Origin of the sequence: Buchnera aphidicola (Sitobion avenae) (assembly GCF_005082585.1) — a bacterium.
Classification (GTDB): domain Bacteria; phylum Pseudomonadota; class Gammaproteobacteria; order Enterobacterales; family Enterobacteriaceae; genus Buchnera; species Buchnera aphidicola_Z.
On sequence record NZ_CP034855.1, the window covers coordinates 147,260 to 171,273 of the forward strand.

Below are 24,014 nucleotides of genomic sequence, written 5' to 3' on the forward strand. Positions count from 1 at the left end.
TGAATTATAAATATGTTTTACAACATATTTATAAAAATTTATTTAATGTAAATGTTAGTGTATTTTTTTATAAAATTATTTTATTTTTTCATGTATCTCTTGAAGAGATTGAACATTTTTTTTTGGGTTTTCATTTAAGGCCATAACAGTTGCGAAAGCTCCATTAACTGTTGTATCATAGTGTACTTTATATTGAAGAGCACTACGACATATTAATTTTGAATCCTTTACTCCTTGATTGCAGGATGTAGTATTAACAATATAAGCATATTCTCCATTTTTTAAACGATCTTGTATATGAGGACGTCCTTCATGTACTTTGTTAACTAGTCTAGATAAAATTCCAGATTTCTTTAAAGCTCTAGATGTGCCTTTAGTTGCGTCTATTTCAAATCCTAGTTTCTGCAATTTCACTGCTAAATTTATAATCTTATTTTTATCTTCATTTCTTACTGAAAGAAGAATACGACCTGATTTTTTCATGTTCGTATGAGCTCCTAACATTGCTTTAGAAAAAGCTTCTGAAAAGTTTTTTCCAATACCCATTACCTCTCCTGTAGAACGCATTTCTGGACCTAGTATAGGATCAACACCTTGAAATTTATCAAATGGAAGAACGGCCTCTTTTACTGAAAAATAAGGTGGAACTATTTCTTTGATAAAACCTTGTTCTAATAATGTTTTTCCGCACATTACTCGAACAGAAATTTTTGCTAATGCGAGACCTGTTGCTTTGGAAACAAAAGGAACTGTTCGTGCCGCTCTTGGATTGACTTCAATAATGTAGATTTTATTTTTCTTAATAGCAAATTGCACATTCATTAGACCCCTAACAGATAATTCAAAGGCTAGTTTTGTGACTTGTTTTCTGATTTCATTTTGAACTTTGTTCGTTAAAGTGTATGCGGGTAATGAACATGCAGAATCACCAGAATGAACTCCAGCTTGCTCAATATGTTCCATAATCCCTCCTATTAACACTGTTTCTCCATCGCATACAGCATCTACATCTACTTCTGTGGCATAATCTAAATATTGATCTAATAAAATAGGTGTTGTGTTTTTTATTTTTAATGTTGTTTTAAAATAATTTTCTAAACCATATGGTTCATAGACAATTTCCATAGCTCTACCACCTAAAACATAAGACGGTCGTACCATAATCGGATATCCAATTATTTGAGCTTTTTTATATGCTTCATCTAAAGTTAAGACAGTGGCATTCAAAGGTTGTTGTAATTTTAATTTAGAAACAGTTTTTTGAAAACGATGACGATCTTCTGCTCTATCAATAGCATCTGGACTTGTTCCTATTATAGGAACACCTTCTTTTTCAAATTGACGTGCTAATTTTAAAGGAGTTTGGCCTCCATATTGAATAATAATTCCCTTAGGTTTTTCTATTCTGACTATTTCTAAAACGTTTTCTAATGTGATTGGTTCAAAATACAACCTATCTGAAATATCGTAATCAGTAGATACTGTTTCTGGATTGCAGTTTATCATAATTGCTTCAAAACCATCTTCTCTTAAAGCCTGAGCAGCATGTACACAGCAATAGTCAAATTCTATACCTTGTCCTATTCTATTAGGACCACCACCTAATATTATAATTTTTTTATGATTTTTATTTGGATGTGATTCACATTCGTCTTCCCATGTTGAATACATGTATGCTGTTTCAGTTGAAAATTCAGCTGAACAAGTATCAATTCTTTTATAAACAGGATGCAAATTTAATTTATAACGTAATTTTCTTATTTCACTTTCATTTTTTTGAGTAAGCATTGCAATGCGTTGATCAGAAAAACCTTTCCTTTTAATAAAATAAAAGAAGTCATATTTTAATCCAATAAATCCTGTTTTTATAATTTTTTGTTCTAAAAGAATAATTTCTTCAATTTGAGTAAGAAACCAGGGATCAATTAATGTTAAATCAAATACATCATTTACAGACATGCCAGCTCGAAATGCATCACCTATATACCAGATACGTTCAGAACCAGCATCTTTTAATTCATATCTAATTTTAATTAAATAATCTGGATCAAGACAAGATATTTTAGAATCAAAGCCACTAACACCTATCTCTAAGCCACGAATTGCTTTTTGTATAGATTCTTGGAAAGTACGACCTATTGCCATTACTTCTCCAACAGATTTCATTTGTGTAGTCAGCCTATCATCACATCCTGGAAATTTTTCAAAATTAAATCTAGGAATTTTAGTTACTATATAATCTATTGACGGTTCAAATGATGCTGTAGTATTCATCCCTGTAATATCATTTGCAAGTTCATCTAACGTATATCCAACAGCTAATTTAGCTGCAATTTTTGCAATAGGGAATCCTGTAGCTTTAGATGCTAAAGCAGAAGAACGAGATACTCTAGGATTCATTTCAATGACAATCATTCGACCGTTTTTTGGATTAATTGCAAATTGTACATTAGATCCACCTGTTTCTACACCTATTTCTCTTAAAATTGACATAGATGCATTTCTCATTAATTGATATTCTTTATCAGTAAGAGTTTGTGCGGGTGCAACAGTAATTGAATCTCCTGTATGAATACCCATAGGATCTAAATTTTCAATTGAACAAACTATAATACAATTATCATTTTTATCTCGTACAACTTCCATTTCATATTCTTTCCAACCAATAAGTGATTCATCGATTAAAAGTTCTGTGCTGGGAGATAACTTAAGCCCTCTTTCACATATTTCTTCAAATTCTTCATGATTATAAGCAATTCCTCCTCCATGTCCACCCATAGTAAAAGAAGGGCGAATAATACATGGAAAACCTACACTTTTTAAAACTAAAAAAGCTTCTTGAATATTATGTGCAATACCACATTTTGCAGTTTCTAAATTTAATTTTCTCATCGAATATTCAAATAGTTTTCTATTTTCAGCTTTTTTAATTGCATCAACTGTTGCGCCTATTATTTTGATACCATAGGCATCTAAGATGCCTTTATCATCTAATTCTAAAGCACAGTTTAACGCTGTTTGACCTCCCATCGTTGGAAGTAGTGCATCTGGTTTTTCTTTTTGAATAATTTTTTCTATTACTTCCCAATGAATTGGTTCAATATATGTAGCATCAGCCATGCAAGGATCTGTCATGATGGTTGCAGGATTAGAATTTACAAGGATTATTTTATAACCTTCTTCTTTTAAGGCTTTACAAGCCTGTGCGCCTGAATAGTCAAATTCACATGCTTGTCCAATTATTATTGGACCTGCACCGAGAATTAAGATTGATTTTATATCAGTAGATTTAGGCATTTTTTTTCTCTAATTAATTACTGAGTTCTAGTTTTTTCGTAGGCGATTAATTTAATAAAAGTATCAAATAAAGATGAAGCGTCATGTGGTCCAGGACTTGCTTCTGGATGACCTTGAAAACTAAAAGCCGATTTATTAGTTAAAGACAGTCCTTGTAATGTTCCATCAAAAAGAGAACTATGTGTAATTTCTATATTGTTTGGAAGGTTTTTAATATCTACAGTAAAACTGTGATTTTGAGATGTAATTATAACTCGGTTGTTTTTAATTTCTTTTACAGGATGGTTGCCTCCATGATGTCCAAATTTCATTTTTATAATTTCAGCTCCGACAGCTAAAGCTAATAGTTGGTGCCCTAAACATATTCCAAAAATAGGAATATTAGTTTTTAAAAAATATCGAATTGCATCAATAGCATAATGACAAGGTCTTGGATCACCTGGTCCGTTCGATAAAAAAATTCCATCTGGAGATAAATTTAATACTGTTTTTGGATCAGTTGTAGCAGGGACAATAGTTAAATAACATCCCCTATCTACAAGCATACGAAGTATATTTCTTTTGACTCCAAAATCATATACGACAACATGAAATAAAAGTTTTTCTTTTTCAATAGAAACAAATTTGTTTTTATTCAAAGAAAAACTTCCTTGGCTCCAATTATAAATAGATTGAGTAGAAACTTTTTTTGCTAAATCTAAACCTTGTAAACTCATAAAGTTTTTAGCTTTATTATGTCCTATAGTATAATTTTCTTTTTTATCTTCTATAATACATCCGTTTTGTGAACCTTTTGTACGCAAAATACGTGTTAACTTTCTAGTATCAATATCAGATATTGCTATAATATTATTTTCTTTTAAGTAACAAGAAAAACTTTTTTTATTTCTGTAATTACTTGCAATGAGTGATAGATCACGGATGATGAGGCCTTTTATATAAATTTTAGATGATTCTTCATCATCTAGATTGCTTCCAACATTACCAATATGAGGATAAGTTAATGTTACAATTTGATGTGAATAAGATGGATCAGTGATTATTTCTTGATAACCAGTTATTGATGTATTAAAAACAACTTCTCCTACAGTTATTCCTTTAGCTCCAATAGCTCGTCCGTGAAATCTAGTTCCATCTTCTAAAACTAGTATTGCTGATTGGCTCAAAACACCCTCCATAAAAAATATTTTTTTTACATAAATTGTTATTGCTATTGTATTAATTAAATTTTATTTTAACTAAAATTAATATTTTTGTCTATTATCATGATGCATATTTGTACATTCTTAAAAATAATATATTGCATTTAATTATATATATTTTAATTATTGGTTTATCTTATATATAATTAATACTATTAATAAATTAATTTAAATGGCCTGATTATTAAAATGATAGTACATCTGTCATATCAAATAGACCTGTATTTTTTTGATGAATCCATAACGCCGCTTGTATAGCACCTTGAGCAAAAGATATTCTATTAGATGCAGTGTGAGTAATTTTAATTTCTTCACCAGAATTGGAAAACATAACAGTATGTTTTCCGACAATATTACCTGCTCGTACAATAGAAAACCCAATTTTTTTTGCTTCTCTAATTCCAGTTATTCCTTTTTTATAATATATTGAATGTTTATTTAAATCCCAATTCATTACTTTTGATATCACTTCTCCTAGTGCCAAAGCTGTACCTGAAGGAGCATCTATTTTATTACGATGATGATATTCCATAATATCAATATCAGAATTTTTGCCTATAATTTGAGTGGTTTTTTTAATCAACTGAAATAGTACATTGATTCCTATGCTAAAATTAGACGCCATAATTATAGAAATTTTTTGAGAAGATGATTTTATGATATTAATTTCTTCTTTTGTAAATCCAGTGGTACCAATAACAATATTTTTTTTAAAGTTATGACAATATTGTAAATAAGTTAATGTACTACTAGGTTTTGTAAAATCAATTAAAACATCAAAATTATTTTGTTTTATATTTAATTGATCGCTAATAAGTATACCTATATTCCCTATTCCAAGAATTTTCCCAACATCCTTTCCAATTAATTCATGATTTTTTTTTACTAAGGCTGCCGTTAAATATGTATGTTCATTTTTTTGTATTTCTTTAATAAGTGTTTTACCCATGCGGCCCATTGGTCCAGTAATTGCAATGCGGGTTTTTTTATTCATTTTTTGTGTCCGTATTATCTGAAATTATTTTAATATTTAATAGTTTTTTGGGAATTTTAAAAACTTTTTTTTCTCTAATGCCTATCATTTCTATTGGTTTATTAGCACCTATTTTTTGCAAATACTGTACAACTTCCGTTATTAATATTTCTGGTGCAGAAGCACCAGCTGTAACACCAATATAATTCACATTTTTCAACCATTTTTTTTTGATATCAACAAAAGAATTAATTAGTTTCGTAAATGTACCCGTTTCGTTTCCTAATTCCGCAAGACGATTAGAATTAGAGGAATTTTTAGAACCTATCACAAGTATTATATCGGCTATTTTAGATAATTGGTGAACTGCTGTTTGACGATTAGTTGTCGCATAACATATATCTTCTTTATTAGGACCGGAAATATTCGGAAATTTATTTTTTAAAGCAGAAATAATATTTTTTGTATTAGCAACAGATAAAGTAGTTTGCGTCACATAATTCAATTTATTACTGTTTTTAACAGATAAATTATTTACGTCTTCTATAGATTCAACAAGATATATTTTTCCATTTTTGTTATTGTATTGACCCATAGTTCCTTCTACTTCAGGATGTCCTTGATGACCAATAAGAATTGTTTCTATTCCCTTTTTACTGGATTTTGATACTTCCATATGTACTTTTTCTACTAATGGACAAGTGGCATTTAATATAATCAATTTTTTTTTTATAGATTCTTGTACAATTTTTTTTGATACACCATGTGCAGAAAAAATGACTATTGAATAATTGGGGATTTGTGAGATTTTTTCAACAAAAATAACTCCTTTTTTGCGTAATGTATTAACAACATGTTGATTATGTACAAGTTCATGTCTGATATAAATTTTTGTTTTGTAAATCTTCAATGCATGTTCAACTATTGAAATGGCTCTTTTAACGCCAGCGCAAAAACCTCGAGGATTAGTCAATATAATATTCAGTGTTATGATCTCCAAAATATATATGATAGTATTGAGTTAATAGTATACAGATTACTTAAATTTTTACATTTAATAATTTGTTCGTACAAGTATAATAATCCCTAAAAAAATACTACAATCAGCTATGTTAAATGTAGCAAAGTGCCAATTATGAATATGTAGATCAATAAAATCTATTACAAATCCATAAATAATTCGATTTATTAAATTTCCTATTGCACCTGCGATAATAAAAGAATAAGCTATTATTTTTTTTATTTCTTTGTTGTTTGATTTTATGATAATTCTTGTTGCTATTAGTATAGTAAGAATACTGACAATTGATAAAAACCATATTTCCCATCCTCGTTGTTGAGATAAAAGACTAAATGCAGCGCCGTAATTATGTATATGAAACAAATTTAATATTGAAAAAATTTTTTTTGTTTCATAAAGTTGAATATATTTTGTAATCCAATATTTACTAGATATGTCTAGAATAAGCATAAAAATTATTATAGTCACACAAATCCATTTTTTTGATTTTTTAAAATGTCGATTTTTCATTATATGAATATACGTTTTTCACCGTTACCAATAGTGTTTAAAATACATCGATTACAAATACCGCTGTTTTTTACGTGATTTTTAGTGGGGGTAAAATAGTGCCAACATCGCGGACATTTTTCTCCATTAAATTTTTCTATAAAAACTTTTAAGTGACGAAGGTTCGCACTTTTTTTAACGTTTTTAGGAGCTTTATTATATAGTTTTACTGTGACATGCGATGTTAAAAAGATGAATTTTATCTCTTGTCCTAAGATTTCTAGTTTTCCGAGTAATTCAGGTGAAACATATAAAACAATAGAAGCTTCAAGTGAATTATTAATGGTTTTATTTTTTATTTCTTCTTCTAAAAATTTGTTTATTTCATGTTTGATTTGAATTATTTGATCCCAGAATTGATGATTAAATAATTTATCTTGATTTAAATCAAATAATTTTTCGAACCATTCTTCCATAAACACATATTGAGAATTATTCTCTGGTAAATAGCTCCATAATTCATCAGCAGTAAAAGATAGTATTGGTGCTATCCATCGTACAAGAGAGTTAATTATATAGTACATAGCTGTTTGAGAACTGCGTCTTTCTTGACTGTTGAATTTTAAGGTGTATTGTCTATCTTTTATAATATCAAGATAAAAAGAGCCCATTTCTATAGAACAAAAGTACATTAAACGTTTTACTACTGCATGAAAATTATAATTATTATAGTATTTAATAATTTCTTCTTGAACTATTTTAGTTTGTCCGATAGCCCATTGATCTAACAAAATCATATTATCTTTTAATACTATATCTTCTTTAGGATTAAAATCATAAATATTAGCTAACATAAAACGTGCTGTATTCCTAATTCTTCTATATATATCTGATGAATTCTTTAATATTTCATTGGAAATTGAAAGATCGTTAGAGTAATTAGAAGAGGCGACCCATAATCTTAAAATATCTGCACCTAATGTATTTACTATGTCGTTAGGACTAATGGTATTGCCTATAGATTTAGACATTTTTTGTCCATTTCCATCTACAACAAAACCATGCGTTAACACTTCAGAATATGGTGCTTTTTCATGAATCAAGGTTGATATTATTAGTGATGACATAAACCAACCTCTATGCTGATCTGATCCTTCTAAATACATATCTGCATTTTTTTTAGTATTTTTTTTATTTTCATATTCTATTGAAGTATGTGTGTTTCCTGAATCAAACCATACATCTAATACATCTAAAATTTTTTCATATGATTCATCCTCTTGACCTAATATTTCTTTTAAAGTTATATTCCACCATGCTTGTATTCCTTTTAACTCTACCTTTTTTGCTACTTGCTCCATTAAAAAAACTGTATTAGGATGAATTTTTCCTGTTTTCTTATGTATAAAAATAGACATCGGCACACCCCATTTCCTTTGTCTTGAAATGCACCAATCAGGTCGTTTCTTAATCATCTCCATCATTCTTGATTCCCCCCATTCAGGTACCCAGCGCACTCTTTTTGTTTCTTTTAATAATTTATAACGTAATTTTTTTTGATCTATTTTTATAAACCATTGTGGAGTAGCTCTGTATATAACTGGACTTTTATGTCGCCAACAATGTGGATAGCTGTGTGTTAAAAATGCATGATGAAATAATGTATTATTTTTAATTAATAATTCTATAATAATAGAATTACATTTTAAAACATTAAGACCATTTAATTTAGGATGTATATCAGAGATGTAGTCTCCTTTAAAATCTACTAAATTACTTGTTTTAATATTATATTTTTGACTGATTATATAATCATCTATCCCATGATCTGGTGCTGTATGAACAGCTCCAGTTCCTGATTCAAGAGTAACATGTTTTCCTAAAATTATAGGTACATTGACATTTTCAAAAAATGGATGTAGAAATTTTATATTTTCTAATAGTTTTCCTTGAATACAATTTATTTCTGTCCATTCTTTTACCTTCAATATATTTAATACATTTTGAACTAATTCTTTTGCTATAATTAAATTCCAATTTTTAGTTTCTATTAATTGATATTCAAAATTTGGATGTATTGAGATGGCTTTACTGGATGGAAGAGTCCATGGAGTTGTTGTCCAAACAAGTAGATATATTGCTTTTGTATTGAGATTTTGACAATGGAATAATCTTTTTATGATTTCTCTATTTACAGATTTAAAACCAACTATAATTGAATCTGATTTTTTTTTAGAATATTCGATTTCAGCATCGGATAATGATGATGTACATTGAAGACACCAATATATAGGTTTAAAATCTCGATATAAATATTTTTTTTTAATAATTTTTGATAAAGTTCTAATTATATTAGCTTCGTTTTTAAAGTTCATTGTGAGATGGGCGTTTTCCCAATCACCTATTACTCCTAGTCTAATAAAATCTTTTTTTTGTTTTTCGACTTGATTTTGAGCATATTCTCTACATTTTTTTTGAAAGTCTAAAGTGGATACTTTTTTTTGAGAAAGCTTGCTTTTTTCTTCAACTTTTTGTTCAATCGGTAATCCATGACAGTCCCAAGATGGAATGTAAGGAGCGTCAAAACCCGACATATTTTTAGATTTAATAATGATATCTTTTAAAATTTTATTTACTGCATGTCCAATATGAATATTTCCATTAGCATATGGTGGACCATCATGAAGAAAAAATATTTTTTTATGTTTATTTTTTTTTCTAATTAATTGATATAAATTATTTTCATACCAATTTTTCAATATTTTTGGTTCTTTTTTAAGAAGATCTCCTCTCATAGAAAACATTGTTCTGGGTAGATTTAAAGTTTTTTTATAATCATTCATTATTTTCTCTTTTTCTATTAGCTTTTATGAATTTTAAAATATTTTTTAACTTTTAAAACATCTTTAAAGATTTGTTTTTTTAGCTCTTTTATCGAAACAAAAAATTTTTCATTACGTATTTTTTTATATATAAAAACTTCTATATATTTTCCATATAGATCTAATTCTAGATTAAATAAGTATACTTCAAGTAATTTGTTTTTTTGAGTATTCAAAATGCTTGGTCTAATACCAATATTAGATATGCCTATAGCATGTTTATTTAAATCATATTTTATTCTAACTGCATATACTCCATTAGTTAATAAGAAATTTTTATTTAAACGTATGTTCGCTGTAGGATAATTTATTGTTTTTCCTATGGCATTACCGTGAATCACTTTTCCAGAAATACTGAATCTACGACCAAGAAAAAGAGAAGCTAGTTTTATATTATTTTCAGACAATGCTTTTCTAATATTAGTACTACTAATTTTTGTATTGTTTTTATACAAGGGTTTAATTTTTATAACTTGAAATTGATATTTATTACCCAGTTTTTTTAAAAGATCAATATTTCCATTTCTTTGAAATCCAAATCTAAAATCATCGCCTAATACTATAAATTTTAGATGCAGTTTATTTATTAGTATATTTATGATAAAATCTTCTGCATTTAGAGATTGGAAAGATTTGTTGAATCGAATACATATAATTTTATCAAAATTATAAAAAGCAATACGTTTGACTTTTTCACGAAATTTCGTAATTCTCACTGGGGCATTATTTTTTTTTAAAAATTCGAGTGGTTGAGGTTCAAATAAAATTATTACAGTTGATAATTTATATTTTTGGCCTATTTGATATGTATTTAAAAATAATTCCTGATGACCCAAGTGTATTCCATCAAAATTTCCAATGGTAATAACTGAATGAGAATTTATTTCTTTAATATTATGAATACCTCGTACAATCTTCATTGTTAAGTTAACCTTATTAAATGAAGTAAATTATATTTAAAAATTTTATAGTTTTTTGATTTTTATCATTTAATCATCATCAACATAATAAAAATACATTTTTAGTATATTCATTAATATTGTTTTTTCAAAATAAATGTTTAATTTTTTAAAGTTTAGAGGTAGAAATTGGCTAATATAAAATCTTCTAAAAAAGATGCAGTAAAATCTGAAAAACGTCGAAAAAATAATTCTAGTCGACGTTCAATGATTCGCACTTTTATAAAAAAAGCACGAGCAGCTATTATATCTGGTAACAAAACAATAGCAGAAGATGCATTTAAAAAAATGCAGCCTATTATTGATAGTCATGTAAACAAAGGTTTGATACATAAAAATAAAGCTGCACGTTATAAATCTAATTTATCATTACAAATCAGAAAAATGTCTAATATGTAATTTGTAAATAGTATTGCCTCTAATTTAGAAGCAATACTTTATAAAACTTTATCTCGTTAAATCATCAAAAAATCTTTTTACTCCATCAAAAAATCTTTTTGAACGAGGACTGTTTTTTTCACCTCGGAAACCATTAAAACTATTTCCTAATTCATGTAAAAGATTTTTTTGTTGTTCGTTAAGATTTACAGGTGTTTCTACTACAACACGACATAATAAATCACCTTGATTTCTATTTTGTACTGATTTAACTCCTCTTCCACGAATACGAAAAAGTTTTCCTGATTGCGTTTCATATGGTATTTTTAATTTAACTCTACCGTCTAGAGTGGGAACTTCTATTTCCCCACCTAATGCAGCCATTGTGAAATTTATAGGCACTTCACAGTATAAATTGTTTTCTTCACGTTCAAAAATAGGATGTTTTTTAACTGTAATTTGGACATAAAGATCACCTGATTGCGCGCCATTAGCTCCTGCTTCCCCTTCATTATTTAAACGGATACGATCGTTTGTATCAACACCTGGTGGGATTTTTACTGATAGTGTTTTATATGTTTCAATTCTTCCCTCTCCACGACAAAAATTACAAGGATCAGTAATAACTGATCCTTTGCCATGACATGTAGTACATGATTGTTGTACAGTAAAAAAACCTTTTCTAATATGTATTTGACCTTTACCATGACATATCGAACATGCACGAGGTTTACTACCATGTTTTGTACCACTTCCATAACATGTTTTGCATGTTTGAAGAGTTGGAATTTTAATTTCTTTTTTTGTTCCTTTTACTGCTTCTTCTAATAAAATTTCCATATTATAGCATAAATCAGCTCCTTTTTTAGCTCTTTGAGTTCTGTTACCTCCAAAAATATCACCAAAAACGTCTCCAAAAATATCACCGAAATCTGCAGAACTAGTAAAAGTGCTATATGTATTATTAGACTGACCGTTTTCAAAAGCTGCGTGTCCATACTGATCATATGCACTTCTTTTTTCTTCATTGATTAAAATTTCATAAGCTTCTTTTATTTCTTTAAATTTTCCTTCAGAAGTTTTATCTCCTTGATTTCGATCAGGATGATATTTCATTGCTAGTCTTTTATATGCTTTTTTAATTTCACGTTCTTCTGCTGATCTTGGAATTCCCAAAACTTGATAATAGTCTTTTTTTGCCATTCTTTCTTGCTCTTCTTTTATTTAAAAATAATTACACGGGCGTAGATAAGTTTCCACGCCCGTGCTGGTTTAAAGTCTGTTGTAATTATTTTTCAATATTTTATTAAAATTGATTATTTTTTTGGTTCTTTTATTTCTTCAAATTCTGCATCTACAACATTTTCATCTTTTTTATTAGACGATGCATTTTCATTATTTTTGTTTTCTTCTGATTTTTTTTGATTAATTTCTGTTAGCTTAGCAGATATTTTTAAAAGTTCTTGTATATTTGTATCAATATCAGATTTGTTTTCTCCCTTTAATGCTTTTTCTAACTTATCTAGAGATAATTGAATATCTTTTTTATTTTCTTCTTCAATTAAATTTTTATTTTCATTTAATTGTTTTTTTATACTGTGAACTAATTGATCACCTTGATTTCTTGTTTGAATTAATTCTTCGAATTTTTGATCTGCTTCAGAATTGGCTTCTGCATCATTTACCATTTTTTTAATTTCTTCTTCATTGAGTCCTGAAGATGCTTTTATAGTAATTTTTTGTTCTTTTCCTGTTTTTTTATCTTTTGCAGATACATGAAGTATTCCATCAGAATCAATATCAAATGTTACTTCAATTTGCGCTGTTCCTCGAGGTGCAGGTTCAATGCCATCTAAATTGAATTGTCCTAACGATTTGTTATCTGAAGATCTTTTGCGTTCACCTTGTAGTACATGTATTGTAACTGCTGATTGATTATCTTCTGCTGTAGAAAATATTTGACTATGTTTAGTAGGAATGGTGGTATTTTTAGTGATAAGTGAAGTCATTATACCACCCATAGTTTCGATTCCTAGTGATAAAGGAGTTACATCTAGCAACAAAACGTCTTTAACATCACCAGAAAGAACTCCTCCTTGTACTGCGGCTCCAACGGCTACTGCTTCATCTGGATTCACGTCTTTTCTAGGTTCTTTTCCAAAAAAGTCAGCAACTTTAGTTTGAACCATAGGCATTCTTGTTTGACCACCAACCAATATCACATCATTTATGTCCGAGACTGATAATCCTGCATCTTTTAATGCAACTTTTAGTGGCTCTATAGAACGCATGATTAAATCTTCTACCAAAGATTCTAACTTTGCTCTAGTAACTTTGATGTTTAAGTGTTTAGGACCATTAGAATCAGCTGTAATATATGGAAGATTTACATCTGTTTGTTGTGCAGACGATAATTCTATTTTAGCTTTTTCTGCAGATTCTTTTAAACGTTGCATAGATAATGGATCATTTCTTAAATCTATTCCTTGTTCTTTTTTAAATTCTGTCACTAAATAATTAATTAATCTACTGTCGAAATCTTCTCCTCCAAGATGAGTGTCTCCATTAGTAGCAAGAACTTCAAATGTTTTTTCTTTATCAACATCATCTATTTCAATAATAGAGATATCAAAAGTTCCTCCACCTAAATCATAAACAGCTATTGTTCTATTACCTTTTCCTTTATCTAAACCGTAAGCAAGTGCGGCAGCTGTTGGTTCATTAATAATTCGTTTTACTTCTAATCCAGCTATTCTTCCAGCGTCTTTAGTAGCTTGACGTTGAGCATCATTAAAATATGCAGGAACTGTAATAACTGCTTCTCTTATTGTTTCTCCTAAATAATCTTCTGCAGTTTTTTTCATTTTTTTTAATACTTCCGCAGAAATTTGAGGAGGCGCCATTTTTTGTTTTTTTACGTCAATCCATGCATCTCCATTATCAGAATTTACAATTTTATAAGGCATTATTTTAATGTCACGCTGCACTTCATCATCTTTGAATTTTCTACCAATTAAACGTTTTATAGCAAAAAGTGTATTTTTTGGATTAGTTATAGCTTGACGTTTAGCTGGTTGTCCTACTAACACCTCTCCATCTTGAGTATATGCAATAATTGAAGGTGTAGTACGATCACCTTCTGAATTTTCTAAAACGCGCGGTTTATTGCCATCCATAATGGCAACACAAGAGTTGGTTGTTCCCAAGTCAATACCAATAATTTTACCCATTAACATATCTCCTATTTTAATATCTTGATCAATTGGGTTTGCAACCTTTATGCGGCCATTTTTTTTGGCTGTTAATTAGTTACATGAGTTTATATTTATGCTTTACATCTACAAGGTTGAATGATTATTAGATGGGGTCTCTTTTCCGCTCATCAAGGGTTAAGAGTAAAAAAAATAAAGTTTTAGTACACTATAATATTTAAATTATAAGATTTTTTATTTATTAAAGACAACATATTCGTTAATATGTTTGGTACTATGACAACTTTCATTTTTTAATATTATTTAGATGCATAAAATAATTTATGTTTTATAATTTTATCCGAATATTGCAAATTTTTAGGAAAATATATGTTAATGAACACAGAAATAATTATTGAATATTTATCTTTTTTCGTTTTCATAATTTTTTCTTTAGCATTATGTGGTTTTATGCTGTTTTTAAGTTGGATCTTAGGGGGTAGATCTTTATCTAGATATAAAAACACTCCTTTTGAATCAGGAATTGTATCAGCAGGAAATACTCATCTTCATTTTTCTGTAAAATTTTATTTAATAGCTATGTTTTTTGTTATTTTTGATGTTGAAGCGCTTTATTTATATGCTTGGTCTATTAGTATAAGAGAAGCTGGATGGATTGGATTTAGTGAGGCGTTTATGTTTACAATGTCTCTTTTATTAGGATTATTTTATTTAATTCGTATTAATGCCTTAAATTGGGTATCTTCAATTAAAAATAACATTTAACTATTACTCTAAATATATTATATATTTTACTTTAATGGAGCATAAGATGAACTATACTTTAACTAAAGCAGATGTTTCTAATAAGAATAATAAAAATTATCCAAGACAAACTGTTGAATCTGTTTCAGATCCTATCAAAGAATATGTAAAAAACAATATTTTCATGGGTACAATTACTAAATTATTACACAAATTAGTTAATTGGGGGAGAAAAAATTCTCTGTGGCCTTATAATTTTGGATTATCTTGTTGTTATGTGGAAATGGTATCTGCTTTTACTTCTGTGCATGATGTTGCTCGTTTTGGATCTGAAGTATTACGTGCATCTCCTAGACAAGCTGATGTTATGGTAATTGCAGGAACACCGTTTATAAAAATGGCTCCTGTCATTCAACGTTTATATGATCAAATGTTAGAACCTAAATGGGTTATTTCCATGGGTGCTTGTGCTAATTCTGGTGGTATGTATGATATTTATTCTGTTGTTCAAGGCGTGGATAAATTTTTGCCTGTTGATATTTATATTCCTGGTTGTCCACCTCGTCCAGAAGCATATATACAAGCTTTAATGTTATTACAGAAATTAATTCAAGAAGAAAGAAGACCATTGTCTTGGATTATTGGAGAACAGGGCGTATATCATAAAAAAATGCTATCTGAAAGAGTTAAAAAAAGAAGAAAAATAATTGATATTGTCAATCTTTCAACTCCAGAAAAAATTTAATTGTTTAATTAGAAAATATAAATTCCTTTAATATGATTGATATTTTTTAGATCATAATATATATGATATTTTTGAATTAAGTACAATGGGAAATTTATGATGGATTTCATGCCAAAAGAAGACAGATTTTTATTGAAAAAAAAATATAATGAACAATCTTCTACTGATTTAGTGATTAATGATCTATTTAGTGTTTTTGGTGAAGAATTTTGTTTTTGTCAAAATACCTTAACCGGATTTCCTGTAATTTGGATTAATAAAATATTAGTACTAGAAGTAGTAAAATTTCTGTTTAATTTATCTAAACCTTATATTATGCTTTATGATTTACATGGCATAGATGAGCGTGTTAGATCCCATCGTGAATATTTGCCTAAAGCTGATTTTTCAGTTTTTTACCATTTAATATCGATTGAGCGCAATTCTGATATTATGATTAAAGTACCATTATTAGAGCATGATTTAATTGTACCGACATTGACTAACTTATTTCCTAATGCTAATTGGTATGAACGTGAAACTTGGGATATGTTTGGCATTGTTTTTGATAAACATCCTAATTTAACTCGTATTATTATGCCTTCTACATGGAAAGGGCATCCATTAAGAAAAAATTATTCTGCCCGAGCTACTGAGTATGAACCATTTTTCTTAAACGAGCAAAAAGAAGATCTTGAGATGGAGGGATTAAAATTTAAACCTGAGCTGTGGGGTATGGAACGTAAAAATGATGATGTAGAATTTATGTTTTTGAATTTGGGACCTAACCATCCTTCAGCTCATGGTGCTTTTAGAATTGTTTTACAATTAGATGGTGAAAATATTGTAGATTGTGTTCCAGATATTGGATATCATCATCGCGGAGCTGAAAAAATGGCAGAACGTCAGTCATGGCATAGTTATATTCCATATACTGATCGCATTGAATATCTTGGTGGATGTATAAATGAATTACCTTATGTTTTAGCTGTGGAAAAATTAGCGAATATTTCAGTTCCAGAAAAAGCAGAAGTTATTAGAGTAATGATGTCAGAATTATTTCGAATAAATAGCCATTTGTTATATATTTCTACTTTTATTCAAGATGTAGGTTGTATGACTCCAGTTTTTTTTGCTTTTACAGATCGCCAGAAAATATATGATTTAGTTGAAGCAATCACAGGTGCCCGTATGCATCCTGCTTGGTTTCGTATTGGTGGAGTCGCTAATGATTTACCAAAAGGATGGAATGTTTTACTAAAAGATTTTCTTGATTGGATGCCGAAACGATTAAAATATTATACAACAACTGCTTTAAAAAATAGTATTTTAATCAATCGTTCTAAAGGAATTGCTCAGTATAATAAAAAAGAAGCGTTGCAATGGGGTGTTACAGGAGCAGGTCTGCGTGCTACAGGATTAGATTTTGATGTAAGGAAGTGGAGACCATATTCTGGATATCAAAACTATATTTTTGAAGTTCCAACAGGTTCAGGAACAAGTGATTGTTATTCAAGAGTAATGATTAAAGTAGAAGAAATTTATCAGAGTCTTATTATTTTAAGACAGTGTTTAAATAATATGCCAAAAGGTCGTTTTAAATCTGAAGACTCATTAACTACACCTCCTCCGAAAGAGCGTGTTTTGCAAAATATTGAAACTATGATCACCCATTTTTTACAGGTTTCTTGGGGTCCAGTCATCCCTGAAAACGAAAGTTTTCAAATGATTGAAGCAACAAAAGGAATTAATAGTTATTACTTAATTAGTGATGGTGGTACGATGAGTTATCGAACAAGAATACGTACGCCTAGTTTTCCACATTTACAACAAATACCTTCAGTAATTCGTGGAAGTTTAATATCAGATTTAATTGTATACTTAGGTAGTATAGATTTTGTCATGTCTGACGTGGATAGATAATTATGTATAAAAAAAAAATCAAATTCGAGAAATTTCTATAAAATTTATGTTGACTGATGAAGAAATAAATGAAATACAAAATCAAAAAAAATATTATGAAAATTCTCGTGCTATTGTAATAGAAGCATTAAAAATTGTTCAAAAAAAAAGAGGCTGGATCTCTGATCAAGCCATTTATGCTATTTCTAAAATACTTAAAATTAATCCGAGCGACGTTGAAGGAGTTGCTACTTTTTATAGTCAAATTTTTCGTCAGCCTGTTGGTCGTAATATTATTCGCTATTGTGATAGTGTAGTTTGTTTTTTAACTGGTTATGAAGCAATTAAATCAGCTTTAGAGGATTATTTAAAAATAAAAATAGGAGAAACCACTAAAGATAACAGATTTACTTTATTACCAGTCTGTTGTTTAGGAAATTGTGATAAAAGTCCAACAATTATGATTAATGAAGATACATATTCTTTTTTAACTTCAGAATCTATACCTTGTTTACTGGAATCATACAAATGAATAAAGTTTTACGTACTGCAGAAATGCATCCCTTAACTTGGCGTTTAAGAGATGATCAAAGAACTGTTTGGCTTAAAGAATATTGTGATAAAAATGGTTATTCAGCTTTAAAAAAAGCATTAAAAGAAATACTGCCAGAAGATCTTATTAAGATAGTGAAAGAATCTGGTCTAAAGGGAAGAGGAGGAGCTGGATTTTCTACTGGTTTAAAATGGAGCTTAATGCGTAAAAAAAAATCTTACGAAACAGAACGTAGTTACTTGATATGTAATGCTGATGAAATGGAGCCAGGTACATATAAAGATAGATTATTGATAGAGCAAATTCCTCATCAATTGATTGAAGGGATAATTTTATCGGCATATGCATTGAATGTTTCTCGTGCTTATATATTTTTAAGAGGAGAATATGTTAAAGCAGAACATATTTTAAATAAGTCTATACAAGAAGCAATAAATGCTGGATATATTGGATTAAATATTTTAGGAAGTAGTTTTAATTTTGAATTAGTTTTACATACTGGAGCTGGACGCTATATTTGTGGAGAAGAAACAGCTTTAATCAACTCTCTAGAAGGTCGTAGAGCTAATCCTAGATCTAAGCCACCATTTCCAGCAGTATTTGGTTTATGGGGAAAACCTACTTGTATAAATAATGTTGAAACATTATCTAATATCCCGTGTATTATATTAAATGGTATAGATTGGTATAAAAATTTATCTAAAAGCTCTGATACAGGCACTAAATTAATGGGTTTTTCAGGAAAAGTTAATAATCCTGGTGTGTGGGAATTACCTTTTGGTACCACAGCTCGTGAAATTTTAGAAGATTATGCCTGTGGCATGCAATCCGGTTTTTTTTTAAAAGCTTGGCAACCAGGTGGTGCAGGAACAGATTTTTTAACTGAAAAACATTTAGATTTACCAATGGATTTTCAGAATATTAGTAAGGCAGGAAGTCGTTTAGGAACTGCTCTTTCTATGGCTGTTGATGATAAAGTTAATATGGTTTCTCTACTATATAATATAGAAAAATTTTTTGCTCGAGAATCATGTGGTTTATGTACTCCATGTAGAGATGGACTTCCATGGATTGTGAAAATATTAGAAAGTTTAAAACAAAATACAGGACATAAAAATGACGTTAAAAATTTAGAAAAACTATGTTCTCATCTAGGACCAGGAAAAACATTTTGCGCTCATGCCCCAGGAGCTATAGAGCCATTGCAAAGTGCCATCAAATATTTTCGAGCTGAATTTGAAGCTGGTATTAATATAAAACAAATAAATTTAAATAAAAAAATTATTGGAATTCAAGATAATCAAATATAGTTTTGAATATCAAAATATTTATAGAAAATATTTATTTTTAAATAAATTTTTATAGAAATTTATCTAAAATAGAAGTTTTTTGGAATTATTCTCTTATGGTGAAAATTTATATAGATGGAAAGATGTATAATGTTGATAAATCTGCAAATTTATTACAAGCTTGTTTATCAATAGGCCTTAATATACCTTATTTTTGCTGGCATCCTTTATTAGGAAGTTTAGGAGCATGTCGTCAATGTGCTGTTATGCAATATAATAGTTTAGATGATCGTCAAGGTCGATTAATTATGTCTTGTATGACTCCTGTTACAGATGGGGCTATATTTTCTATTAAAAATTCTGAAGCAGAGATTTTTAGAAGTGCTATTATTGAACTTTTATTAACAAATCATCCACATGATTGCCCAGTATGTGAAGAGGGTGGTCATTGTCATTTACAAGATATGACTGTAATGACAAAACATAGCATGAGAAATTATAGATTTCAAAAAAGAACACATAAAAATCAATATTTAGGTTCTTTTATTAAACATGAAATGAATCGCTGTATTTCCTGTTATCGTTGTGTTCGATATTACAATGACTATGCAGATGGTGTTGATTTTGGTGTTTATGGTTCTAACAATAATATTTATTTTGGTCGTGTAGAAGAAGGTGCCTTAGAAAGTGAACACTCAGGTAACTTAATAGAATTGTGTCCCACTGGAGTTTTTACTGATAAAACTCATTCTAAACAGTACAATCGTAAATGGGATATGCAGTATGCTCCAAGCATATGCCAAAATTGCAGCATTGGATGCAATATCAGTATTGGCGAACGTTATGGTAAAGTACGTCGAATAGAGAACAGATATCATGAAAAAATAAATCATTATTTAATTTGTGATCTTGGTCGTTTTGGATATTCACATACTAATTTACATCAACGTCCAAAAAAACCTAATTATATTTATAATAATAATTTAACTTTGTTAAATTTTAATGAAGCAATAGAAATTGGAGTGAATTTTTTTAAAAAACATAAGCGTATAATTGGAGTTGGTTCTAGTAGAGCAAGTATAGAAAATAATTTTGCATTACAGGAATTAGTGGGAAAAGAAAATTTTTCAAATGGAATGTCTGATAAAGAACAAGGATGTGTTAGATTAATTTTAGAATGTTTAAATAATAATTATATATATACTCCATCATTAAAAGAAATCGAAAGTTATGATGTAATTTTAGTTCTTGGTGAAGATTTAACACAAACATCTGCTCGCGTTGCTTTAGCTGTACGTCAAGCAGTTAAAAAAAGAGCGCAGGATATAACTAATTTACATGGAATACCAAAATGGAATGTTTCTTCTAATATTCATATTGTAGAAAAATGTAAAAATTCTCTATATATTATGCATACACATGAAAGCAAATTAGATGATATTTCTGAATGGTGTTACTTTGCACCTATCAATCAGCAAGTAGATTTAGCATCTGCCATCGCTTCTGAATTAGACAAAAATTTACCAAGAGTTTTAAATTTAAATTCTGAATTAAAAGAAAAAGTATTATTAATTGCTCATCGATTAATTTCATCTAAAAAAACACTAATTATTTCAGGGACTCATTCTTTTAATGGTGAAATTATACAAGCTGCTATAAATATAGCTAAAGCTATTAAGATTCATACTATTGATCACCATGTTGGTATAACTTTTTTAACATCGTCTTCTAATGCTTTAGGTGCTGAATTACTTGGGGGCATGTCTATAGAATGTGTATTAGATCAAATAAAGAAAAAAGAAGCAGATGCTATCATCTTTATGGAGTACGATTTATATCGTTTTTTATCTCAAAATGATTGTAATTATGTTTTAAAAAAACAAGAAAACATCATTACTATAGATCATCAGTATACAGAAACTTATAAAAAATCTGGATTATCTTTACCTGCAACAAATTTTACTGAAAGTTCTGGAACAGTAGTAAACTTTGAAGGAAGAGCTCAGCGTTTTTTTCAAGTATACGATCCTAATTTTTATGATAAAAGCTATTGTCTTTTTGATAGTTGGAAATGGTTGCATACTATTCAATCAAAACTTAATAATGTAGAAGTCCATTGGTTTAATTTAGATGATGTAATAAATGCTTATTCTAAAAAATATTCCATTTTAAAAGATATAAAAATAAAAGAATTAAGCTCTAATTTTCGCATTCATGGGCAAAAAATTCCGCGATCGCCAATTCGTTCTAGTGGTAGAACGTCTTTACGTGCAGATATTGATATTCATGAACCTTGTCAGACTAAGGATCTTGACAGTATGTTTGCATTTTCTATGGAAGGATATAATAAGCCCAACAGTCTAGTATCACACATTCCTTTTGCTTGGTTTCCTGGATGGAATTCACCTCAAGCATGGAATAAGTTCCAGATTGAAGTGGGTAAGAATTTAATATCTGGTGATTCAGGAGTACATATTTTTAAAAAAAATAAAGTAAAAATAGATTCTTATACAAGTTTTTTTTCTAAAAATGTAATCAAAGAAATATATTGGAATATAATTCCTTATTACAATCTTTTTGGAAATGAAGAATTAACTCAGTATTCCTCTGTTATACAAGAAAATATTCCTTTAGCATACGCCTTAATTAGTCTATCAGATGCAATTAAATTAGGTCTAAAAAAAGATTCTATCATAGAATTTAATTGTTTAAATCAAGATTATCGTTTAGCAATACAGTTATCTAGATGTTTATCTAGTAATCAGGTGGGTTTACCTGTTGGTAGAAAAGGTTTTCCTATTGCTCTTGTAGGTGAAAAAATTAAATTTTTACAGGAATTTATGAAATGATTTGGTTAGAAACAAACATTATTAAAATAATTTTTTGTTTGTTAAAAGTTATTTTTATTTTATTTTTAACAGTGTTTTTTAGTGCTATGTTAAGTGTTGTCGAGCGAAGATTATTGGCTTTATTTCAAAATAGACATGGACCTAATCGAGTTGGTTGGATGGGGAGTTTACAACTGTGTGCTGATATGATTAAAATTTTATTTAAAGAAGACTGGGTTCCTCCCTTTAGTAGAAGATTTATTTTTGTTTTATCGCCTGTAATAGCTTTTACTTCTTTATTATTTGTTATTCCTATTATTCCCTTTACTTCTCGTATTTTTATCATTGACTTAAATATAGGGATATTGTTTTTTTTAATGATGGCTAGTTTATCTGTTTACTCTGTGTTATTTGCTGGTTGGTCTAGTAATAATAAGTATTCGTTATTAGGGGCTATGCGGGCTTGTGTTCAAACTTTAAGTTACGAAGTATTTTTAGGATTATCATTAATGGGAGTAGTAGCTCAATCAGGATCTTTTAAAATATCTGATATTATAAATAGTCAAAAAGATATGTGGAATATTTTCCCACAGTTCTTTGGTTTTTTAACTTTTTTTATAGCAGGTTTAGCAGTTTGTCATAGACATCCTTTTGATCAGCCTGAATCAGAACAAGAACTAGCTGATGGTTATCATATTGAATATTCAGGTATGAAATTTGGTTTATTTTTTATTGGTGAATATATTTCTATCATTACAGTTTCATCGTTAATGGTGACAATTTTTTTTGGTGGTTGGTTGGGACCTTTTCTACCTAGTTTTATTTGGTTTTTTTTAAAAACTATTTTTTTTATTTTTCTTTTTATTTTAATTCGAGCATCTTTACCAAGACCAAGATATGATCAAATGTTATCATTTGGATGGAAATTTTGTTTACCATTGACGTTATTTAATTTGCTTGTAACTGCTTTTTTTATTTTGTTATAAATTTTATGAGAGATTTTTTTATTTATGATATTTAAAGATATTATTATCGGATTTTTTACGCAAATACGAAGTATTTTAATGATCGGTTTAAATATTTTCTCTAAATCGGAAACTAAATTATATCCAGAAGAAAAAGTATATCTAGCTCCTCGTTATAGAGGACGTATTATATTAACTCGTAATGTAGATGGACAAGAACGTTGTGTTGCCTGTAATTTATGTGCCGCAGTTTGTCCGGTTGATTGTATTTCTTTACAAAAATCTGAAAAAACGAGTGGTCGTTGGTATCCAGAGTTTTTTAGGATTAATTTTTCTCGTTGTATATTTTGTGGTTTATGTGAAGAAGCTTGTCCTACAGCTGCAATACAATTAACTCCTGATTTTGAATTATCTGACTTTAAAAGAAAAGATTTGGTATATGAAAAACAAGATTTGTTAGTTTCAGGTCCAGGTAAATATCCAGATTATGATTTTTATAATTTTTCTGGTGTAGCTATAAAAGGTAAAAAAATAGGTGATTTAGACATCGAATCTAAACCAGTTAATGTAAAAGATTTATTACCATAAGGAGATTT

The 24,014-nt window shown here is 28.9% G+C and carries 18 protein-coding genes; 9 read left to right on the top strand and 9 right to left on the bottom strand.

The genetic code is table 11. The features are described from left to right. Positions 1-75: 75 nt before the first annotated feature. The 7 genes from carB to ribF form a co-directional block, all read right to left on the bottom strand. The gene (gene carB, locus D9V77_RS00710) at positions 76-3,297 is read right to left on the bottom strand and encodes a carbamoyl-phosphate synthase large subunit (protein WP_158338109.1); all 3,222 of its coding nucleotides are present in this window, start codon (positions 3,295-3,297) and stop codon (positions 76-78) included. A gap of 17 nt (positions 3,298-3,314) precedes the next feature. After that, positions 3,315-4,463 (bottom strand): glutamine-hydrolyzing carbamoyl-phosphate synthase small subunit, encoded by a 1,149-nt coding sequence (gene carA, locus D9V77_RS00715; RefSeq protein ID WP_410051808.1) that lies wholly within the window; start codon positions 4,461-4,463, stop codon positions 3,315-3,317. Positions 4,464-4,683: 220 nt separating this feature from the next. Continuing rightward, positions 4,684-5,493 carry a 4-hydroxy-tetrahydrodipicolinate reductase gene (dapB, locus tag D9V77_RS00720; RefSeq protein ID WP_158338113.1) on the bottom strand — a complete coding sequence of 270 codons (810 nt, stop codon included), beginning with the start codon at positions 5,491-5,493 and terminating at the stop codon, positions 4,684-4,686. Next, positions 5,486-6,457, bottom strand: coding sequence for a 4-hydroxy-3-methylbut-2-enyl diphosphate reductase (ispH, locus tag D9V77_RS00725; protein ID WP_158338955.1), 972 nt, complete (start codon positions 6,455-6,457; stop codon positions 5,486-5,488). The genes dapB and ispH overlap by 8 nt, the downstream gene beginning before the upstream one ends. 69 nt (positions 6,458-6,526) lie before the next feature. Further along, entirely contained in the window at positions 6,527-7,003 is a 477-nt protein-coding gene (lspA, locus tag D9V77_RS00730; RefSeq protein ID WP_158338115.1) for a signal peptidase II, read from the bottom strand. After that, a complete protein-coding gene (gene ileS / locus D9V77_RS00735; protein ID WP_158338117.1) occupies positions 7,003-9,825 on the bottom strand; it encodes an isoleucine--tRNA ligase in 2,823 nt (940 codons plus the stop codon). Before ileS ends, lspA begins: the two co-directional genes overlap by 1 nt. Before the next feature lie 17 nt (positions 9,826-9,842). Next, positions 9,843-10,784: a bifunctional riboflavin kinase/FAD synthetase gene (gene ribF, locus D9V77_RS00740; RefSeq protein WP_158338119.1), complete on the bottom strand. Its 942-nt coding sequence runs from the start codon at positions 10,782-10,784 to the stop codon at positions 9,843-9,845. Between the two features lie 168 nt (positions 10,785-10,952). Here ribF and rpsT point away from each other — a divergent pair, with 168 nt between their 5' ends. Beyond that, positions 10,953-11,222 (top strand): 30S ribosomal protein S20, encoded by a 270-nt coding sequence (gene rpsT, locus D9V77_RS00745; RefSeq protein ID WP_158338121.1) that lies wholly within the window; start codon positions 10,953-10,955, stop codon positions 11,220-11,222. A gap of 48 nt (positions 11,223-11,270) precedes the next feature. Here the strand turns inward: rpsT and dnaJ are convergent, their stop codons facing one another. Next, positions 11,271-12,404: a molecular chaperone DnaJ gene (gene dnaJ / locus D9V77_RS00750; RefSeq protein ID WP_158338123.1), complete on the bottom strand. Its 1,134-nt coding sequence runs from the start codon at positions 12,402-12,404 to the stop codon at positions 11,271-11,273. A 113-nt stretch (positions 12,405-12,517) separates the two neighbouring features. After that, entirely contained in the window at positions 12,518-14,431 is a 1,914-nt protein-coding gene (gene dnaK, locus D9V77_RS00755; protein ID WP_158338959.1) for a molecular chaperone DnaK, read from the bottom strand. A 351-nt stretch (positions 14,432-14,782) separates the two neighbouring features. On the opposite strand from dnaK, the gene ndhC reads away from it, so the two are divergent. The 8 genes from ndhC (at position 14,783) to nuoI (ending at position 24,006) form a co-directional block, all read left to right on the top strand. After that, on the top strand, positions 14,783-15,178 hold the full coding sequence (gene ndhC, locus D9V77_RS00760; RefSeq protein ID WP_158338124.1) for an NADH-quinone oxidoreductase subunit A: 396 nt from the start codon (positions 14,783-14,785) through the stop codon (positions 15,176-15,178). A gap of 46 nt (positions 15,179-15,224) precedes the next feature. Beyond that, the gene (locus D9V77_RS00765; RefSeq protein ID WP_158338126.1) at positions 15,225-15,902 is read left to right on the top strand and encodes an NADH-quinone oxidoreductase subunit B; all 678 of its coding nucleotides are present in this window, start codon (positions 15,225-15,227) and stop codon (positions 15,900-15,902) included. Positions 15,903-16,010: 108 nt separating this feature from the next. Further along, complete coding sequence (gene nuoC, locus D9V77_RS00770; protein WP_261979296.1) at positions 16,011-17,804, top strand: NADH-quinone oxidoreductase subunit C/D; 1,794 nt, start codon at positions 16,011-16,013, stop codon at positions 17,802-17,804. Positions 17,805-17,826: 22 nt separating this feature from the next. Beyond that, complete coding sequence (gene nuoE, locus D9V77_RS00775; RefSeq protein WP_158338130.1) at positions 17,827-18,315, top strand: NADH-quinone oxidoreductase subunit NuoE; 489 nt, start codon at positions 17,827-17,829, stop codon at positions 18,313-18,315. Continuing rightward, entirely contained in the window at positions 18,312-19,646 is a 1,335-nt protein-coding gene (nuoF, locus tag D9V77_RS00780) for an NADH-quinone oxidoreductase subunit NuoF (RefSeq protein WP_158338132.1), read from the top strand. The genes nuoE and nuoF overlap by 4 nt, the downstream gene beginning before the upstream one ends. Before the next feature lie 95 nt (positions 19,647-19,741). Further along, positions 19,742-22,474 carry an NADH-quinone oxidoreductase subunit NuoG gene (gene nuoG / locus D9V77_RS00785; RefSeq protein ID WP_158338134.1) on the top strand — a complete coding sequence of 911 codons (2,733 nt, stop codon included), beginning with the start codon at positions 19,742-19,744 and terminating at the stop codon, positions 22,472-22,474. Next, entirely contained in the window at positions 22,471-23,439 is a 969-nt protein-coding gene (gene nuoH / locus D9V77_RS00790) for an NADH-quinone oxidoreductase subunit NuoH (RefSeq protein ID WP_158338137.1), read from the top strand. Before nuoG ends, nuoH begins: the two co-directional genes overlap by 4 nt. Positions 23,440-23,463: 24 nt before the next feature. After that, positions 23,464-24,006, top strand: a complete 543-nt coding sequence (gene nuoI / locus D9V77_RS00795; RefSeq protein WP_158338139.1) for an NADH-quinone oxidoreductase subunit NuoI — start codon at positions 23,464-23,466, stop codon at positions 24,004-24,006. The last annotated feature ends 8 nt before the right edge of the window (positions 24,007-24,014 follow it).

What these genes read in the sequence shown, in the direction of transcription:
- carB (WP_158338109.1), bottom strand. Translation starts at nt 3,297, where the DNA reads ATGCCTAAATCTACTGATATAAAATCAATCTTAATTCTCGGTGCAGGT.
- dapB (WP_158338113.1), bottom strand. Translation starts at nt 5,493, where the DNA reads ATGAATAAAAAAACCCGCATTGCAATTACTGGACCAATGGGCCGCATG.
- lspA (WP_158338115.1), bottom strand. Translation starts at nt 7,003, where the DNA reads ATGAAAAATCGACATTTTAAAAAATCAAAAAAATGGATTTGTGTGACT.
- ileS (WP_158338117.1), bottom strand. Translation starts at nt 9,825, where the DNA reads ATGAATGATTATAAAAAAACTTTAAATCTACCCAGAACAATGTTTTCT.
- ribF (WP_158338119.1), bottom strand. Translation starts at nt 10,784, where the DNA reads ATGAAGATTGTACGAGGTATTCATAATATTAAAGAAATAAATTCTCAT.
- dnaJ (WP_158338123.1), bottom strand. Translation starts at nt 12,404, where the DNA reads ATGGCAAAAAAAGACTATTATCAAGTTTTGGGAATTCCAAGATCAGCA.
- dnaK (WP_158338959.1), bottom strand. Translation starts at nt 14,431, where the DNA reads ATGGGTAAAATTATTGGTATTGACTTGGGAACAACCAACTCTTGTGTT.
- ndhC (WP_158338124.1), top strand. Translation starts at nt 14,783, where the DNA reads ATGTTAATGAACACAGAAATAATTATTGAATATTTATCTTTTTTCGTT.
- D9V77_RS00765 (WP_158338126.1), top strand. Translation starts at nt 15,225, where the DNA reads ATGAACTATACTTTAACTAAAGCAGATGTTTCTAATAAGAATAATAAA.
- nuoC (WP_261979296.1), top strand. Translation starts at nt 16,011, where the DNA reads ATGCCAAAAGAAGACAGATTTTTATTGAAAAAAAAATATAATGAACAA.
- nuoF (WP_158338132.1), top strand. Translation starts at nt 18,312, where the DNA reads ATGAATAAAGTTTTACGTACTGCAGAAATGCATCCCTTAACTTGGCGT.
- nuoG (WP_158338134.1), top strand. Translation starts at nt 19,742, where the DNA reads ATGGTGAAAATTTATATAGATGGAAAGATGTATAATGTTGATAAATCT.
- nuoH (WP_158338137.1), top strand. Translation starts at nt 22,471, where the DNA reads ATGATTTGGTTAGAAACAAACATTATTAAAATAATTTTTTGTTTGTTA.
- nuoI (WP_158338139.1), top strand. Translation starts at nt 23,464, where the DNA reads ATGATATTTAAAGATATTATTATCGGATTTTTTACGCAAATACGAAGT.